Annotated in this window: 16 protein-coding genes and 1 pseudogene; 10 read left to right on the forward strand and 7 right to left on the reverse strand. The window is 70.3% G+C overall.

What is annotated here, in order from left to right:
- The 3 genes and pseudogenes from AB0M47_RS07070 to AB0M47_RS07080 form a co-directional block, all read right to left on the reverse strand.
- The coding region (locus tag AB0M47_RS07070) for a VOC family protein (protein ID WP_363409727.1) at positions 1–311 on the reverse strand (311 nt) is incomplete at its 3' end.
- Between the two features lie 17 nt (positions 312–328).
- Positions 329–976, reverse strand: a complete 648-nt coding sequence (locus AB0M47_RS07075; protein ID WP_363409730.1) for an SRPBCC family protein — start codon at positions 974–976, stop codon at positions 329–331.
- Between the two features lie 148 nt (positions 977–1124).
- Positions 1125–1436, reverse strand: a pseudogene (locus AB0M47_RS07080) (metalloregulator ArsR/SmtB family transcription factor); the annotation flags it as partial.
- 160 nt (positions 1437–1596) lie between these two features.
- Between AB0M47_RS07080 and AB0M47_RS07085 the strand changes: the two are divergent.
- Entirely contained in the window at positions 1597–1797 is a 201-nt protein-coding gene (locus tag AB0M47_RS07085; RefSeq protein WP_363409732.1) for a hypothetical protein, read from the forward strand.
- A 265-nt stretch (positions 1798–2062) separates the two neighbouring features.
- Here AB0M47_RS07085 and AB0M47_RS07090 read toward each other — a convergent pair whose 3' ends face one another.
- The 3 genes from AB0M47_RS07090 to AB0M47_RS07100 form a co-directional block, all read right to left on the reverse strand.
- Entirely contained in the window at positions 2063–2581 is a 519-nt protein-coding gene (locus AB0M47_RS07090) for a GNAT family N-acetyltransferase (protein ID WP_363409735.1), read from the reverse strand.
- A 29-nt stretch (positions 2582–2610) separates the two neighbouring features.
- Positions 2611–3084, reverse strand: coding sequence for a hypothetical protein (locus AB0M47_RS07095; RefSeq protein WP_363409738.1), 474 nt, complete (start codon positions 3082–3084; stop codon positions 2611–2613).
- 301 nt (positions 3085–3385) lie between these two features.
- Positions 3386–4942 carry a phospholipid carrier-dependent glycosyltransferase gene (locus AB0M47_RS07100; protein WP_363409741.1) on the reverse strand — a complete coding sequence of 519 codons (1557 nt, stop codon included), beginning with the start codon at positions 4940–4942 and terminating at the stop codon, positions 3386–3388.
- A 104-nt stretch (positions 4943–5046) separates the two neighbouring features.
- On the opposite strand from AB0M47_RS07100, the gene rsmI reads away from it, so the two are divergent.
- Entirely contained in the window at positions 5047–5868 is an 822-nt protein-coding gene (gene rsmI, locus AB0M47_RS07105; RefSeq protein ID WP_363409744.1) for a 16S rRNA (cytidine(1402)-2'-O)-methyltransferase, read from the forward strand.
- Here the strand turns inward: rsmI and AB0M47_RS07110 are convergent.
- Positions 5865–6668 carry a hypothetical protein gene (locus AB0M47_RS07110; RefSeq protein ID WP_363409747.1) on the reverse strand — a complete coding sequence of 268 codons (804 nt, stop codon included), beginning with the start codon at positions 6666–6668 and terminating at the stop codon, positions 5865–5867. The genes rsmI and AB0M47_RS07110 overlap by 4 nt on opposite strands.
- A 108-nt stretch (positions 6669–6776) precedes the next feature.
- On the opposite strand from AB0M47_RS07110, the gene metG reads away from it, so the two are divergent.
- The 8 genes from metG to AB0M47_RS07150 all read left to right on the forward strand — a co-directional run bounded on the left by metG (position 6777) and on the right by AB0M47_RS07150 (position 15962).
- Positions 6777–8567 carry a methionine--tRNA ligase gene (gene metG / locus AB0M47_RS07115; protein ID WP_363409750.1) on the forward strand — a complete coding sequence of 597 codons (1791 nt, stop codon included), beginning with the start codon at positions 6777–6779 and terminating at the stop codon, positions 8565–8567.
- A 54-nt stretch (positions 8568–8621) separates the two neighbouring features.
- A complete protein-coding gene (locus AB0M47_RS07120) occupies positions 8622–9647 on the forward strand; it encodes a hypothetical protein (RefSeq protein WP_363409753.1) in 1026 nt (341 codons plus the stop codon).
- Between the two features lie 65 nt (positions 9648–9712).
- On the forward strand, positions 9713–10570 hold the full coding sequence (locus AB0M47_RS07125; RefSeq protein WP_363409756.1) for a TatD family hydrolase: 858 nt from the start codon (positions 9713–9715) through the stop codon (positions 10568–10570).
- 33 nt (positions 10571–10603) lie between these two features.
- On the forward strand, positions 10604–11500 hold the full coding sequence (gene rsmA, locus AB0M47_RS07130; RefSeq protein ID WP_363409759.1) for a 16S rRNA (adenine(1518)-N(6)/adenine(1519)-N(6))-dimethyltransferase RsmA: 897 nt from the start codon (positions 10604–10606) through the stop codon (positions 11498–11500).
- Positions 11497–12447, forward strand: coding sequence for a 4-(cytidine 5'-diphospho)-2-C-methyl-D-erythritol kinase (locus tag AB0M47_RS07135; RefSeq protein ID WP_363409762.1), 951 nt, complete (start codon positions 11497–11499; stop codon positions 12445–12447). The genes rsmA and AB0M47_RS07135 overlap by 4 nt, the downstream gene beginning before the upstream one ends.
- Before the next feature lie 107 nt (positions 12448–12554).
- Positions 12555–14345, forward strand: coding sequence for an ABC-F family ATP-binding cassette domain-containing protein (locus tag AB0M47_RS07140; RefSeq protein WP_363409765.1), 1791 nt, complete (start codon positions 12555–12557; stop codon positions 14343–14345).
- A 98-nt stretch (positions 14346–14443) separates the two neighbouring features.
- The gene (locus AB0M47_RS07145; protein WP_253758137.1) at positions 14444–14881 is read left to right on the forward strand and encodes a DUF4383 domain-containing protein; all 438 of its coding nucleotides are present in this window, start codon (positions 14444–14446) and stop codon (positions 14879–14881) included.
- Between the two features lie 67 nt (positions 14882–14948).
- The gene (locus AB0M47_RS07150; protein ID WP_363409769.1) at positions 14949–15962 is read left to right on the forward strand and encodes a GNAT family N-acetyltransferase; all 1014 of its coding nucleotides are present in this window, start codon (positions 14949–14951) and stop codon (positions 15960–15962) included.
- Positions 15963–15973: the final 11 nt, after the last annotated feature.

The raw sequence follows: 15973 nt of genomic DNA on the forward strand, positions 1-15973 counted from the left end.
GTCGGTTCGGAGAGGACCGAGACGCCGGCTCCGCGCAGGAACTCGACGGCGAGGTCGACGTTGTCGGCGTACACACAGACCTCGACGCGGTTTCCGGTTTCGAGGCTGCGCATGCGCCCGTGCAGGGGTACTGAGCCGGCCCGGCCGAAGCCGAACTGGGCCGGGCCGAGGCTCAGCACGATGAACTCGGGATCGTCCAATGGGGACGGAGGAAACCGGTACGCCTCCGAGAACCCGAGAAGGTCGCGATAGAACGCCGTGATCGCCGCCATGTCGTCGGTCAGGAAGATGGGGAACGGATCGCGGAACATACCGCGACGATATCTTTCTATTCGGCGTTCTCCGGTGGAACGTAGAACTCCGTCGTGTTGCGCGTGGCCGTGGCCGCCTCCTCGGGCGTGGCGCCCGACGCCAGCAACGCCTGGCCCCAGGCCTCGCTGCTGCCGGTGGTGAGTTCGCGGCCCTCGGTCGAGGCGCCCCAAGCCATCCGCTCCTCGAACGACGCCTCGACGCCGGTCAGCTCCCAGCTCAGGCCGAGCAGGCCCAGCTCCCAGCCGACCCCGACGGCACCCGGCCCGTACGTCGCCCACCGCTCGGGGTCGACGGTCGCCACGTGCTCCAGATCCAGCACGGTGCGGTCGCCGTCCTCTGTCAGGCGTACCTCGACCTCGGAGACGTCGCCCGCAGCGGGCTCACCGAAGAACCAGGTCACGCGCAGCCGCTCGGGTGCCTCGCACTCCAGCACCTCGCCGCCCGCGTTGCCCTCGAACTGGTACCTGCCGCCGAGGCGCAGATCGCCGCTCACCGGCAGGAACCATCGGACGATCCGTTCGGCGCGGGTCAGCGCGTCCCAGACGTCGTCGATCTTCGCGTTGTACGCCCGACGCAGCCGGACGGTGCGGGCATCGCCGTTGGGCAGTGCCCGGCGTCCCGTCTCACGCTGCACGGCGGCGAGTTCCGCGATGATGTCCATCATTGGCTTGCTCCTGTTCTCCTGGTCTGCGGCTTTCCCGTTCGTTTTCTCGTTCGCTTTGCCGGTCGCTTTCCTGGTGGTGGCCTCCCGGCCGGCCGGGTTCTCCCCGGCGGCCTTCCTGTTGCTGGGCTTCCTGTTGCTGGGCTTCCCGTTGGCCGCGAGCCAGTTCGGTGGCCAGCGCGTCCAGTCGCTGGTTCCAGAACGCCCGGAACCGACTGAGCCACTCGTCGGCCTCCTCGAAGGCGGCCGGATCGAGCGCGTAGAGGCGACGCGTCCCCTCGGCGCGTACGGTGGTGAATCCGTTGTCCCGCAACACTTTGAGATGTTGGGAGACGGCGGGTTGAGAGATGCCGAACTCCGCCTGGATGGTCGTGCTCACCGCGCCGGCGGCCTGTTCGCCCGTTGCGAGCAGCTCCAGGATCCGACGGCGTACCGGGTCGCCGAGTACGTCGAACGCGTGCACCTCCCGACTATTTCAGGGGGAGCTTATATAAGTCAAGACTTAGGTTGTCGGCGGCGTACCGTGACGTCCGTAACGCCCAACGTCACCAGGCGATGCGGCGCTTCGATGCGGGCGTGTCGCACCTTGACTCTGACGAACATCCGTTCGATAGTTTCCGTCCGTGGGACGCGCGAAGATCTGGCTCCCGTACGGTCATCCGCCTCGCCAGCGAGGCCGGGTGCAGGCGTGCCCCGCCGGGCACGGGATGATGCGGCCCGCCTGGTCTATGTGCCTGGACTGCGGGCTCTACTGCCGTCACTGGGAGTGCGCCGAGTGCGTCCAGGAGCTTCGCGACGTCACCCACGTCTGCGGCTCCGGCTGACGACGCGTGGGAGCCCCAGCGTCGCCGAGCCCTCGGCTGCCGGTTGTGTCCTCGTTCCGTGGTTGAGCGCTGTCAAGCGCTCGGCTTCCATGGGTCAGAGACGCTGGGACACTTGGCTCCCAGCACGTCCTCGGTTCGCGCGGCGTCCTTGTTTCCTGCCGCGTCCTCGGTTCGCGCGGCGTCCTTGGCTCCTGCCGCGTCCTCGGTTCGCGCGGTGGCCTCGGTTCCTGCGGTCCTGAGCCGCCGGGTCCGCGGCTTCGGCGGGTCAGAGGCGCTGGGTCAGGATCTGTCCGGGCCAGTCCCGGTCGCCCTGGGCCACCGAGAACGTCTGCGCCCGAGTGAAGCCTTGCCCCTCGTAGTAGCGGACCAGCGCCCCTTCGCCCCCGGCGAAGCAGTCCAGGCGCAGCAACCCGACGCCGCGCTGCCGCGCCAGCTCCCGGGCGTGGTCGAGCAACGCCGAGCCGACGCCACTGCCCTTGACAGTGCGGTCGGAGATGAGCAGCTGGACGTAGAGTTCCGGCTCCTCGGCCGGTGGTGCGTACGGGAGGGCGTCGCCGACCGAGAGCGCGCCGACCGGACGGCCGTCGGCCTCGGCGATCCAGAGCCCGCCGCCGCGGGCGAAGCCCTCGATCTGGGCGATCCGTTTCGGGTTCGCCGAATGCGGCTCCGACCCCCACTGATCGGTACGCCCGATGGAGACCAGCCACTCGGTCGCCCCGTCCATGAAGCGCAGCACGGTGAAGACGTCGTCCAGGGTTCCTGGGCGAATGATCAGCGAGGACATCCGACCATCCTGCCACCCGGATCAGTGCCTCAGGCATCGGCCGCCGCCCGCAGACTGCCCATCGGCCAGCCCGCCTCCTTCGCCGTGAGGTGACCGAGCCGCACCAGCCGGGCCTTCACCCCGCCGGCCGACCGGCCGAGCGCGCTCGCGATGTCGTCGTACGCCTCGCCGGCCTCGAACCGCTCGACGAGCGCCGCCTCCTCATCCTCCGTCCACTTCGTATAGAGGTTGGGATGCTTCCGCCGCCGCTCCGCCACCGGAGGTACGCCGCCCCACGCGCTCATGGTGGCGACCTCCAACGGCAGCACGGTCAGCACGAGGGAGACGTCGGAGGGCGCGATCACGCCGGTCAGGTCGGTCATGACCTGCCCGTCGGTGTCGCAGATGATCAGGCTGAAGTCCCAGCGCCCGTCGTCGGAGGGCGAGGCGGAGATCTGGCCGGTGCGATCGGGGCCGGTCACTTCGCGGACGATCGCCTGCGCCGGATGGATGTGTGCGCTCATGGAGTAGACGCTAGGAACCAGGACCGACAGCCCGACCCGGTACGCCGACAGCATCCCGGGATAACGCGGTCTCGCCGCTCCGTCAGGCCGCGTTATCCGGGATAACGCGGCCTGACCTCGCCGCCACCCCATCGGCGTTGATCATGGAGTTTCCGGCGTCGACACACCGTCGAGACCACAGTTAACTCCATGATCAACGCGGCGGCGGCGCGGCGCGGCGGTGAGCGACGCGGCGGCGGGTGAGTGGCGCGGCGGCGGGTGAGCCGACGCGGCGGTGGTGTGGCGCGGCGGGGAGAGCCGGCTAGATCCAGCGGTTGCCTAGCCACATGCGGTGGAGCCAGGACTCGTAGGGGATCGACTGCCCGGTGAAGATCGGATAGAAGTACGCGAAGTTCAGCGCCACCAGCAGCACGAACGCCCCGGCGATCACCGCTCCGGTCATCCGCCTTCGTTCGTCGGGCAGTCCGTCCTTGCCCGGGCCCATGATCGCGCCGAGGACGTAGACGACGGCGAGGATGAGGAACGGCTCGATCGGCAGCGCGTAGAAGAAGAACATCGTGCGGTTGTCGAGCTCGTAGTAGAACCAGGGGAGCCAGCCCATCGCGATGAAGCCGAGGATCGCGCCGGCCCGCCAGTCGCGGCGGGAGATGGCCAGCCAGACGAGCGCGGCCAGGGCGGGCAGGAAGGCCCACCACAGCGCCGGGGTGCCGTTGAGGACGACTTCGGCGGCGCAGTTGCCGCTGCCGCAGGGGTCGTTGCTCGACCAGTAGAACGCCACCGGGCGGGCCAGCAGCAGCCACTGCCACGGCCACGACTGATAGGTGTGCGCGTCGTCGAGGTGGATGTGGAAGTCGTACGCCATCTGGTGGTAGTGCCACAGGTTCTGCAGCGCGCCCAGGACGGGGAGTTCGGTGCCACCGGTGTCACGCAGCCAGTGCCGGTTGTAGCCGCCGTCGGTGAGCAGCCAGCCGCTCCACGTGGACAGGTAGAGGAAGAAGGCGAAGACCACCATGAGGAGGAACCAGCCGGTCTCGTCGAGCAGGGTGTCCACGATCGGGCGGCGTACGCCGGCGACGCGGCGAGCGCCGATCTCCCACCAGTAGACGAGGATCACCATGATCGGGACGAACGCCATCGCGCTCCACTTGACGCTGAAGGCGAGGGTGATCATGGCGAACGCGGCGATCCGCCACCACGGCACGGCGAACGACGGGCGGCTCGCCCGGCCGCGTCCGGCCGGGTCGCCGCCGGCTTCGATGAACTTCACCCAGCGCCGCCGGCGCTGCTGCCGGTCGAGGACGAGGCAGGTGAACGCGGCGAGCACGAAGAACATGAGGAACATGTCGAGCAGCGCCGACCGCGACAGCACGAAGTGCATGCCGTCGAACGCCATGAGCAGCCCGGCCGCGCAGGCGAGGGCGATCGAGCCGAACAGCCGCCGCGCGACGAACATCAGCATCAGGACGCTGGCCGTGCCGAACAGGGCGGCCGAGAAGCGCCAGCCGACCTCGTTGTAGCCGAAGATCTGCTCCCCGATGCCGATGAGCCACTTGCCGAACGGCGGGTGCACCACATATCCGGCGCTGTTCGCCTTCTCGTCCCACTCGTAGCCCAGGCGCCAGATGTTGTGCGCGTCCGTGGCGTAATAGATCTCGTCGAAGATCTTGCCCTTCGGCGAACCCAGCCCGACGAAGCGCAGGATGCCGGCGATCAGGGTGACGACGCCCATGGCGAGCCAGGCCCACGGGTCGAACTTGACCTCGATCGGCAACAGGCGCTGCCGGATGTCGGAGACGGCCGGGGCGTCCGGCGTCGCCGGCTGCGGCGCGCTGGCGGTCGCTTCGGGGGCAATCGTCATGGGCGCATAGTAGCGCTGAAATCTCGCGTAGCGGTGGCTCCGCCATCGGCGGCCCGGGCAAGCCCGTCAGGGCAGACAGTGAGCTGCTCGCCCATACTGTCAGCATGCTGATCCTCTGCGGCGCGCCGCTCGGAAACCCGGCCGACGCATCGACACGTCTGCGCGAGACGCTCGCCACCGCCGAGGTCGTGGCGGCCGAGGACACCCGGCGGCTGGTGCGGCTCGCCCGCGACCTTTCGATCGAGATGTCCGGAAAGCTGATCTCGTACTTCGAGGGCAACGAGGAACGGCGTACTCCTGAGCTGGTCGAGCTGCTGCGGGCGGGCACGACTGTCGCGCTGATCACCGACGGCGGCATGCCCAGCGTCAGCGATCCCGGCTACCGCCTGGTCACGGCGGCGCTGGCGGCGGGCGTACCGATCACGTGCGCGCCCGGCCCGAGCGCGGTTACCACCGCCCTCGCGCTGTCCGGCCTGCCCGTCGACCGGTTCTGCTTCGAGGGCTTCCTGCCGCGTACCGGTTCCGCACGGCGCGCCCGGCTCGCGGAACTCGCGACCGAGCCCCGCACCCTCGTCTTCTTCGAGTCAACCCATCGCATCGAGGCCGCGCTCCGCGACCTGGCCGCCGCGTTCGGTCCCTACCGTGCGGCCGCTCTCTGCCGCGAGCTGACCAAGACATATGAGGAGATACGCCGAGCGCCGCTGGGCGAGTTGAGTCAAGCGGCGACGCAGTTCAAGGGGGAGATCACGCTCGTCGTCGCGGGGGCGGCGCCCCAGCAGACGCCGCGGCCGAGCGACGACGAACTCCGCGAGCTGGTTTCCGAGCAGGTCGCGGCCGGGCTCACCCGCCGGGACGCGATCGAGGCGGTGGCCGCCGCCCACTCGGTCCCCAAACGCGAGGTGTACGCCGCCGCGGTGAGCCGCTAGTAGGACGCGGCGAGGAAGCCGATGATCAACAGCAGCGGAGCGGCGAGGCTGGTGCCGATGGCCGCCCGCCGGGCCTTCGGGTCGCTGAACCGGATCGCGCCGGTGCTCACGGCGATCCCGAGACCGCACAGCATGGCGAGGCAGAAGCTGACGACCCAGCGCAGGTGCAGCCCGCGCAACGCGTCCCCGACGTACGCCTGATCGCTGTGCGAGCCGACCATGCGCGCCAGGAGCTGGGCCTGCTCGCCTCGGGGCAGGGTCTGCTGGTCGACGCCGAGCAGGGCCACCCGCTCGACGGTGAGACCGGAGTCGGCCGTGAAGTCGCCGACGCAGCGCTGGCTGACCCCGCTGCCGACGCACTGGATGGCGGTGGCCTTCCCGTCGTGCCCGTGGCCCAACGCGAGCCACAGCGGTTCGGCGGTGACCCAGGCGAAGAACGCGGCCAGGAGCGCGAAGAGAACGAGGCCCGCCAGGCCGACGGCGGACGCTGTGCGTACCCCTTGGTCTGGCTTGGCGGGACGGGACGCGGACGGGCGGTGACCGCGGACCTGGCGGCCGGCCATCATCTCGCGCGTGGGCCAGGGCTCGGCCTCGACCGGCACGGCGCGGAGCGCGGCCGGGGCGGTGACCGTGACCACCGACTGGGCCGGCACCTCGACGACGGGCAGGCCGACCGGTTCGATCTCGGCCTCGGTGTCGGACTCGGGGCGGGACCAGTGCGCGGCCCAGGGATTCGACTCGCCCTCCGGGCGCGGGGGCGGCGAACCGGCGTTGCCGTCGAACTCCGTTGATCCGGTCACTACATCATCTTCCCGAAAAAACCATATCTAGCTGGACATTCCCCCGCGTGTCGCACAGAGTGATATCCAGTTCGCTGCCCCCTCACTTCGGTTACTAGGCTCTATTCCATGAGTCACGTTCTCGCGGCGGTCGCCTGGCCCTATGCCAACGGCCCGCGCCACATCGGCCATGTCTCCGGGTTCGGGGTGCCCTCCGACGTCTTCAGCCGCTACATGCGGATGGCCGGCCACGACGTGCTCATGATCAGCGGCACCGACGAACACGGCACGCCGATCCTGGTCGAGGCGGAGAAGGAGGGCGTGACCCCGCGCGAGCTGGCCGACCGCTACAACCGGGTGATCGTCGAAGACCTCGCCGCGCTGGGCCTGTCCTACGACCTGTTCACCCGGACGACCACGCGCAACCACTACAAGGTGGCGCAGGAGCTGTTCAAGACGGTCAACGACAACGGCTACATGCTCGAGCAGACCACGCACGGCGCGATCTCCCCGTCTACGGGGCGTACGCTGCCCGACCGCTACATCGAGGGCACCTGCCCGATCTGCGGGTACGAGAGCGCGCGCGGCGACCAGTGCGACAACTGCGGCAACCAGCTCGACCCCGAGGACCTGATCAATCCGCACTCCCGGATCAACGGCGAGGTGCCGCAGTTCATCGAGACCCAGCACTTCTTCCTGGACCTGCCCGCCTTGGCCCCCGCGCTCGGCGACTGGCTGCGTACGCGGGAGGGCTGGCGCCCGAACGTCCTGAAGTTCTCCCTGAACCTGCTGGACGACGTCCGCCCCCGGGCGATGACGCGCGACATCGACTGGGGCATCCCGGTGCCGCTGCCCGGCTGGGAGGAGAACCCCGCCAAGCGGCTGTACGTGTGGTTCGACGCCGTCATCGGCTACTTCTCGGCCTCGGTCGAGTGGGCCCGCCGCTTCGGCGACACCCCGGAGTCCTGGCGGAAGTGGTGGGCGGCGATGGAGAACCCGCGGTCCTACTACTTCATGGGCAAGGACAACATCACCTTCCACTCGCAGATCTGGCCCGGCGAGCTCCTGGCGTACAACGGGCAGGGCACCAAGGGCGGCAAGCCCGGCGAGTTCGGCGAGCTGTCGCTGCCGACCGAGGTCGTGTCCAGCGAGTACCTGACCATGGAGGGCCGCAAGTTCTCCTCGTCGCGCCGGGTCGTCATCTACGTCCGGGACTTCCTGTCGCGCTATGACGCCGACGCGCTGCGGTACTTCATCGCGGTGGCCGGACCGGAGACCACCGACACCGACTTCACCTGGTCGGAGTTCCTTCGGCGGAACAACGACGAGCTGGTGGCGAGCTGGGGCAACCTGGTGAACCGGGCGATCTCGATGGCGGCGAAGAACTTCGGCGAGATCCCGGCGGCCGGTCCGCTGACCCCGGAGGACGAGGCGCTGCTGGCGCTGTCGCGTAACGCTTTCCAGACGGTCGGCGACCTCATCGAGCACCACCGGCAGAAGCAGGCCATCTCCGAGGCGATGAAGGTCGTGGCCGAGGCCAACCGCTACTTCTCCGACCAGGCGCCGTGGAAGCTGAAGGGCGAGGACGAGCGCGCGCGCCTCGGCACGGTTCTCCACGTCGCGTTGCAGGTCATCCGCGACTGCAACACCCTGCTGACGCCGTTCCTGCCGCACGCCGCCCAGCAGATCCACGAGCTGCTCGGCGGGACGGGGGTCCACGCCCCGATGCCGCAGATCGTCGAGGTCGACGACCTGGACGGCGGTCCGGCGTACCCGATCCTGACCGGGGACTACACGGTCGGGGCGAAGTGGGAGACGGTCCCGATCGTCTCCGGTACGCCGCTCAAGCCGCCGACCCCGGTCTTCAAGAAGCTGGACCCGTCGATCGTGGAGGAGGAGCTGGCCCGGCTGGCCGGCTGACCCTTCCGGCGACGGTCACGCTCCGTTCACCTTCGGGGGCTACGGTCGCTGATTGTGACGATTGTCGATCACTCCGTGATCTCCCCGGGTGAGCTGGACGGGCCGATGCTCGTTCCGCTCAGCCGGGAGGTGAGCTGGGAAAGGATCCAGCGGCTCAGCCAGCAGCATGCGCGCGGCGTCGACGCCGAGCTGATCGAGACAGTCCGCTCCACCGCTGTCGTCCGGCGGGGCACCCGGATGGTCAAACCGTTGCCCGCCCGCGCCGTCGCCGGAGTGCTGCGGGGCGCCGTCGTGTCCGGCTTCTGCTATCGCGGCTACGACACCGCGTCCCTGCGTAGCCCGGGCGACTGGTCGGTGCTCGGCGCCGATCCGAGTGCCCCGGTCACCTTCGTCCTGCGGTGGCGCGCGGTCGACCCGGTTGACTACGCGTACCCGAAAGCCGGCGGCGGCCTGAGTGCCATCCCGGCCCACGAACGGGTCGGCCCGCCCGTGCTGGGGACGGGGTTCGCCCCGAGCAGCACCGAACTCATCCCGGAGTTCCACACGGCCGACTTCGCCGACCTGCCGCTCACCGCGAACGCCTCACTGATCGCGTACACGCCGGACGGGTCCGAGGCGATCCTCTACACCTATCAGCCGGAGCAGCGCGGCTGGCTGCGCCTGGCCGGTCCGCAGTGGCGGCCGCTGCTCTACGGCCTGCCCGGCGTCGCACCCGAGCAGGAATACCACCCGCTGCACGGCGAGCGCGCGTTCAGCCGCCTGGTGGGCCGGTTCCAGGAGGCCGAGCACGACGCGGTCGCCGACCCGCCGGAGACGTTCCGCGTACTGGCGATGTCGCGGGCGGCCCGCTTCCCGGTCGACTCGCTCGCCCGTCGCACCCGGTACGCCCGCTGGCGCGGCGTCCTCTGCACCGGCGTCGGAGCCGAGGGCGACTGGGCGCGCCTGCGGATCTGCGACCCCGACGCGGTGACCGTGGCCGCCACCGGAGCCCAATGCCAGGAGCGCGGCGTCTACGAGGTGTGGGCACCGGTCGCCGAACTCACCGAAGTGCACGACCTGGACCTCTACTACGAGATCTGACGCGGCGGCTACTACGAGATCTGACGCGGCGGCCTCGGGTTCAGCGCGGCCCGTAGGATCGTCGGGTGAGTGATCGCAGCCAGCGAGCGGCCGATCGGCGTACGCGTCCGGCCCCGGAAGCGCCCGCCGCGCTGCCGGTTGCCGTGCTGGACAGCCATGTGCATCTCGACATCGTCGGGTCGGACGGGTCGGGGTGGTCGGTCGAGGATCAGATCGCGGCGGCCCGCGCGGTCGGCGTCGACCGGCTGGTCCAGGTCGGGGTCGATGTGACCTCGTCCCAGTGGAGCGCCGCGCTCGCCGAACGCGTACCGGCCGTGCTGGCGACGGTGGCCTTGCATCCCAACGAGGCTCCGCGGCTGGCCGATCTGGACGCCGCGCTCGCCGTGATCGACTCGCTCGCGGGGCAGCCGCGCGTACGCGGGATCGGCGAGACCGGGCTGGACTTCTTCCGGACCGGCGAAGACGGCCTCAAGGCGCAGGAGCACAGCTTCCGGGGGCACATCGAGATCGCCAAGCGCACCGGAAAGGCGCTGGTGATCCATGATCGCGACGCGCACGCCGACGTCCTGCGGGTGCTCGACGACGCGGGCGCGCCCGACACCGTGGTGCTGCACTGCTTCTCCGGCGACGTCTTCTTCGCCGCCGAGTGCGTACGCCGGGGGTATGTGCTGTCCTTCGCCGGCACGGTGACCTTCAAGAACGCGCCGCACCTGCGGGAGGCGGCCGCGTTGACGCCGCCGTCGCAGCTGCTCGTCGAGACCGACGCGCCCTACTTGACGCCGATGCCGCATCGGGGTGCGCCGAACGCCTCCTACCTGATCCCGCTGACCGTACGCGGGCTGGCCGAGGCGAAGGGGCTGCCGGTCGAGGAGGTCTGCCAGGGCATCTCGGCGACCGGGGAGCGCGTGTTCGGCCCCTGGTGAACAGGCCCTGGTGAGGCCGTAGGCTGATCGACTATGACCGGACTGCTGGGGCCGGCGCAGATCCGCGCCCTCGCCGCCAAGCTGGGCGTACGCCCGACGAAGAAGCTGGGGCAGAACTTCGTTCACGACCCCAACACGGTCCGGCGCATCGTGGCGGCGGCCGGGTTGACCGCGGACGATGTCGTGCTCGAGGTCGGCCCCGGGCTGGGTTCGCTGACGCTGGGACTGCTGGAGACCGCCGCCCGGGTGCACGCGGTGGAACTCGATCCTGTGCTCGCCGCAGCGCTGCCGGAGACCGTCGCCGAGCAGGCCCCGGAGGCCGAGGACCGGCTGACCGTGCTGGCCGGGGACGCATTGAAGACCACGGTGGCTGACTTCACACCGGCGCCCACCGCTTTGGTGGCCAACCTGCCCTACAACGTCGCCGTACCGGTCGTGCTGCATCTGCTCGCGACCCTGCCGAGCCTGCGGCACGGGCTGGTGATGGTGCAGCTGGAGGTGGCCGACCGGCTGACCGCCGGGCCGGGGTCCAAGGTCTACGGCATCCCCTCGGTCAAACTCGCCTGGTACGCCGACTCACGGATGGCGGGAAAGGTGCCGCCCGCGGTGTTCTGGCCGGTTCCGAACGTCGACTCCGGATTGGTGGCGTTCACCCTGCGCGACGCGCCGCCGGCGGCGGTCCCCCGGGAGGATGTCTTCGCGGTCGTGGACGCGGCGTTCGCCCAGCGGCGTAAGACGTTGCGGGCGGCGCTCGCCGGCTGGGCCGGTGGTTCGGCGGTGGCCGAGCAGATCCTGCGAGCGGCGGGTGTCGACCCACAGGCGCGCGGGGAATCGTTGACGGTCATGGAATTCGCCGCGATCGCGGCCGCCCGGCGGACCGCGGTGAGCGAACCGCCGGAAGCGGAGGCAGACGGTAGGGTTGCCCGGTGACCGAAGCGTGGTGGCCGGATGACGACGAGCAGGACCGGCCGTTGCCCAGCACCGTGAAGGTGCGCGTTCCGGCGAAGATCAACTTGCATCTGGGTGTCGGCCCGCTGCGCCGCGACGGTTTCCACGAGCTGCGCACGGTCTACCACGCGATCTCCCTCCACGACGAGGTGACCGCACGCCGGGGCGACACGCTCACGCTCACCATGGAGGGCGAGGGCGCCGGCTCGCTCGCCCTCGACGACAGCAACCTGATCATCCGGGCGGCCCACGCGCTGGCCGAGTTCGCCAAGGTCAACGCGCACGCGCGGCTGCACCTGCGCAAGCAGATCCCGCTGGCGGGCGGCCTGGCCGGGGGCTCGGCCGACGCCGCGGCGACGCTCGTCGCCTGCGACGCGTTGTGGGGGACCGGTGTGCCACGCGACGAACTGGCCCGGCTCGCCGCGTCGCTCGGCTCCGACGTGCCCTTCCTCATCCACGGCGGCACCGCGCTCGGCACCGGCCGGGGTGAGGCGGTGAGCCCGGTGCTGGCGCGGGCGCATACCTGGCACTGGGTGCTCGGTCTCGCCGAGGGCGGTCTGTCCACTCCGGACGTCTATCGGGAGCTGGACCGGCTGCGGCTGGCGGGCGAGGCGCCCGAGCCGCTGGGCGACACCGACGATCTGATGGCGGCGCTGCGGCAGCGGGACCCGGCCGTGCTGGCCGCCGCACTCGGCAACGACCTCCAGGCAGCCGCGATCTCCTTGCGCCCGGCGTTGGGCGAGGTGCTGCGGGCGGGCACCGAAGCGGGCGCGCTCGCGGGCCTGGTCTCCGGTTCCGGCCCGACCTGTGTCTTCCTTGCATCGAGCGCCGACCACGCGGGCGAGGTCGCGGCCGGCCTGGAAAAGGCCGGTGTCTGCCGAGCCGTCCGCGTCGCCCAAGGCCCCGTCATCGGCGCTAGATCCGTGTAACACCGGCTCTCGTGCGCCGACCATCTTTTTTGATCATGGAGTATGCGCCCCTGACACACCGGCGAGACCACAGTTAACTCCATGATCAACGGGGAGAGCGGGACGTAATGGCGAACATCATCAATCTCGACCGGGTCGGCAAGGGCTACGGCACCGCCGGGCAGCTGTTGACGGACGTGTCGCTCGGGCTGGACGAATCCGATCGCATCGGCGTCGTCGGGCTCAACGGCGCGGGCAAGAGCACGCTGCTCAAACTGCTGGCGAAGATCGAGGAACCGGACACCGGCCGGGTCGCGCACCGCCGTGATCTACGGGTGGCCACCCTGCCCCAGCGGCTGGACCTGCCGGGTGAGATCACCGTACGCGACGTCGTCCTGGGCACCGCCTGGCTCGACGAGGGGTTCGCCGCCGAGCATGAATGGGCCGGCGACGCCGGTGTGCGTACGGTGCTGGACGGGTTGGGCATGCCGGGCATCGGGCTCGACGATCCGATCGGCCCGAAGTCGGGTGGCGAGCGCCGCCGGATCGCCCTGGCCGCGCTGCTCATCCGGCACTGCGACGTGCTGATCCTGGACGAGCCGACCAACCACCTCGACATCACCGGGATCGGCTGGCTGGCCGACTGGATCACCACCAAGCTGAAGTCCGCGCTCGTCCTCGTGACGCACGACCGCTGGTTCCTCGACGCCGTCTGTACCCGGATCTGGGAGGTCGCCGACCAGACCGTCCGCGCGTACGACGGCGGCTTCGCGGCCTGGACCCTCGCCCGGGTGGAACGCGCGCGCCGCGAGCAGGTGTCCGAGGAGCGGCGGCAGAACCTGCTGCGCAAGGAGATCGCCTGGCTGCGCCGGGGGGCACCGGCGCGGACGAGCAAGCCGCGGTTCCGGATCGATGCCGCGAACGCGCTGATCGCGGACGTGCCGCCGGTCCGCGACTCGGTGTCGCTGGCCCGGATGGCCACCGCGCGCCTCGGCAAGCAGGTCTTCGACCTGGAGGACGTCACCCTGTACGCCGGCCCGAAGAAGATCCTCGACGACGTCACCTGGCGGGTCGGCCCCGGCGATCGCATCGCGTTGCTCGGCCCGAACGGAGCGGGCAAGACGACCCTGCTCCGGGCGTTGACCGGGCAGCTCCAGCCGTCCTCCGGCCAGGTGCTCACCGGGCAGACGGTGAAGATCGCGTACCTGTCGCAGGAGCTGGCCGAGCTGCCCGGGGACCTACGGCTGCTGGAGGCCGTCGAGGAGGTCGCCAAGCGGGTGCAGGTCGGCGACAAGGAGTTGTCGGCGACGCAGCTCGCCGAGGTGTTCGGGTTCACCGATCGTCGAGTGTGGACTTACGTCAAGGACCTGTCCGGCGGCGAGCGGCGCCGGCTGCAACTCCTGCGGCTGCTGGCGGCCGAGCCCAACGTGCTCATCCTCGACGAGCCGACCAACGACCTCGACACGGACACGTTGGCCGCGCTGGAAGACCTGCTCGACGGCTGGCCCGGCACGCTCATCGTGGCCAGCCACGACCGCTACCTCGTCGAGCGGGTCACCGAGGCGGCGTACGCGCTGCTCGGCGACGGCCGGATCACCCACCTGCCGGGCGGAATCGACGAGTATCTCGCCCGCTCCCCGGGCCTCGCGCCACCGGCGGCGCTCGCGCCGGTCAAGTCCGATCGGACCAGCTCCACCGCGGGAGACCTCCGGGCCGCCAAGAAGGAACTGGTACGCGTGGAGCGGGCGCTGAGCAAGCTCAGCGAGCGCGAGGGCAAGCTGCACAAGCAGCTGGCCGACAACGCGACGGATTACGAGAAGGTGGCCGGCCTCGATGCCGAGCTGCGGACGCTGCTCGCCGAACGCGAGGCGCTGGAGGAGGAGTGGCTCACCCTGGCCGAGACCGTCTCCGAGGCCTGAACCGTCCCGTTGTACCCTGCTCGGCGTCTGCCGTACGGCCCGGGTGAGCCCGGTTCGCGCGGCCGGCTACACCCCTCACCCTCACTCGGGAGTGCGAGATGTTCAAGCACGCGCCGGTCAACCACCCCCTGCGTCCGGTCTATCGGACGATCGCGGCCGTCGCCTCGGCGGTGACTGTCCTGATCGGAGCGATCGGCTACTTCAGCACCTCGTCGCAGGAGTACTTCGCCGCCAACGACAGCAAGGTGCTCGGCCTGCTGGGCATGAACCCGGGGCACGCCCTGCTGATGGTCGGCAGCGGCGTCGTCATGCTGCTGGCGTTGCTGATCGGCCGCAACGTCGACAGCACGATCAGCTTCCTCCTCGGGTGCGCGCTGATGGCCGTCGGCACGGTCGGCCTGCTGATCATGCGGACGGACGCCAACTTCCTGAGCTACCGCATGTCGAATGTGATCGTCGCGTACGTCATCGGCTCGCTGCTGATGGCCGCCGGCCTGTACCTGAAGTCCGGCCGGGCTGCCGCCGCCGCCCACTGACCACCGCTGTCCGGCGGGTGCGTAAAACCCGGCTGCGGCTGTCGCACCCGTCGGACATGCTGGGCGGATGAGTCTCGACATCGCCCTCGCCACCCTGGCCGACCACGATGACGCGTACCCCGTGTATCAGGCGGCCATGACCGTGGACAACCCACGCGGCCCGGTCTTCTCCCGGCGGGCCTTCGACTGCTTCGTCACCGATCCGTTCCCCGGTCAGATCGGCGAGCGCTATCTGGCCCGGCTGGACGGCGCCGCCGTCGGGCTGGTCCGCATCGAGGCCCCGGTGCTCGAGAACACCGACATGGCCAATGTCGACGTCATCGTGGCGCCGGAGTTCCGGCGCCAGGGGCTCGGCCGCCAGCTCTTCGCGTACGCCGTCCGCCGGGCTCAAGAGCTGGGCCGGACGAAGCTGCACTGCGCCACGATGTACGACGTCGAGGGGTGCCCGCCCGCTCCGGCCGCGCCCGCGGCCTTCGCCCGGTCGCTGGGCTTCGAGCCGGCCCTGCCCGAGATCGCCCGGCAGCTGGAGGTCGCCACCGTCGACGAGGCGGTGCTGGACCGGATGCTCGCCGAGGCCTGGGCCAAAGCCGAGGGCTACCGCGTCGTGCAGTGGCTGGGCGTGCCGCCCGACGACCTGATCGACGACGTCGCGTACCTCGACGGGCGGCTGTTCTCCGACGCCCCGACCGGCGACCTCGAGCTCGAGCCGGAGAAGGTCACCGCCGACCGCGTCCGCGAACGGGAGGCGTCGCTGACCGTACGCGGCCGCCAGACCGTCCACACGGGCCTGGTGCACGAGGCGTCGGGCAAGCTCGTGGCCTGGACGACGATCTGTCTCGATCCCGAGTTGACCAACGGGCAGGCGCTGCAGTTCATCACCCTCGTCGATCCCGATCACCGGGGCCACCGGCTGGGCACCATCGCCAAGGTCGAGAACCTGCGCCGGGCCCGTCAGGAGGACCCGGCCATCGCCCGGATCACGACGTGGAACGCGGCCAGCAACGGCTACATGATCTCCATCAACGAGGCGATGGGTTTCCGCCCCGCCTGGGGAGGTATGGAGTGGCAGCGCGCCCTCTAACGGGAATGGCC

This window comes from Hamadaea sp. NPDC051192 (assembly GCF_040682475.1).
Lineage (GTDB): Bacteria > Actinomycetota > Actinomycetes > Mycobacteriales > Micromonosporaceae > Hamadaea > Hamadaea flava.

Coding starts and splice junctions, on each gene's coding strand:
- AB0M47_RS07150 (WP_363409769.1), top strand. CDS start 14,949: ATGAGTCTCGACATCGCCCTCGCCACCCTGGCCGACCACGATGACGCG.
- AB0M47_RS07145 (WP_253758137.1), top strand. CDS start 14,444: ATGTTCAAGCACGCGCCGGTCAACCACCCCCTGCGTCCGGTCTATCGG.
- AB0M47_RS07095 (WP_363409738.1), bottom strand. CDS start 3,084: ATGAGCGCACACATCCATCCGGCGCAGGCGATCGTCCGCGAAGTGACC.
- AB0M47_RS07075 (WP_363409730.1), bottom strand. CDS start 976: ATGATGGACATCATCGCGGAACTCGCCGCCGTGCAGCGTGAGACGGGA.
- AB0M47_RS07090 (WP_363409735.1), bottom strand. CDS start 2,581: ATGTCCTCGCTGATCATTCGCCCAGGAACCCTGGACGACGTCTTCACC.
- AB0M47_RS07100 (WP_363409741.1), bottom strand. CDS start 4,942: ATGACGATTGCCCCCGAAGCGACCGCCAGCGCGCCGCAGCCGGCGACG.
- metG (WP_363409750.1), top strand. CDS start 6,777: ATGAGTCACGTTCTCGCGGCGGTCGCCTGGCCCTATGCCAACGGCCCG.
- AB0M47_RS07140 (WP_363409765.1), top strand. CDS start 12,555: ATGGCGAACATCATCAATCTCGACCGGGTCGGCAAGGGCTACGGCACC.
- rsmI (WP_363409744.1), top strand. CDS start 5,047: ATGCTGATCCTCTGCGGCGCGCCGCTCGGAAACCCGGCCGACGCATCG.
- rsmA (WP_363409759.1), top strand. CDS start 10,604: ATGACCGGACTGCTGGGGCCGGCGCAGATCCGCGCCCTCGCCGCCAAG.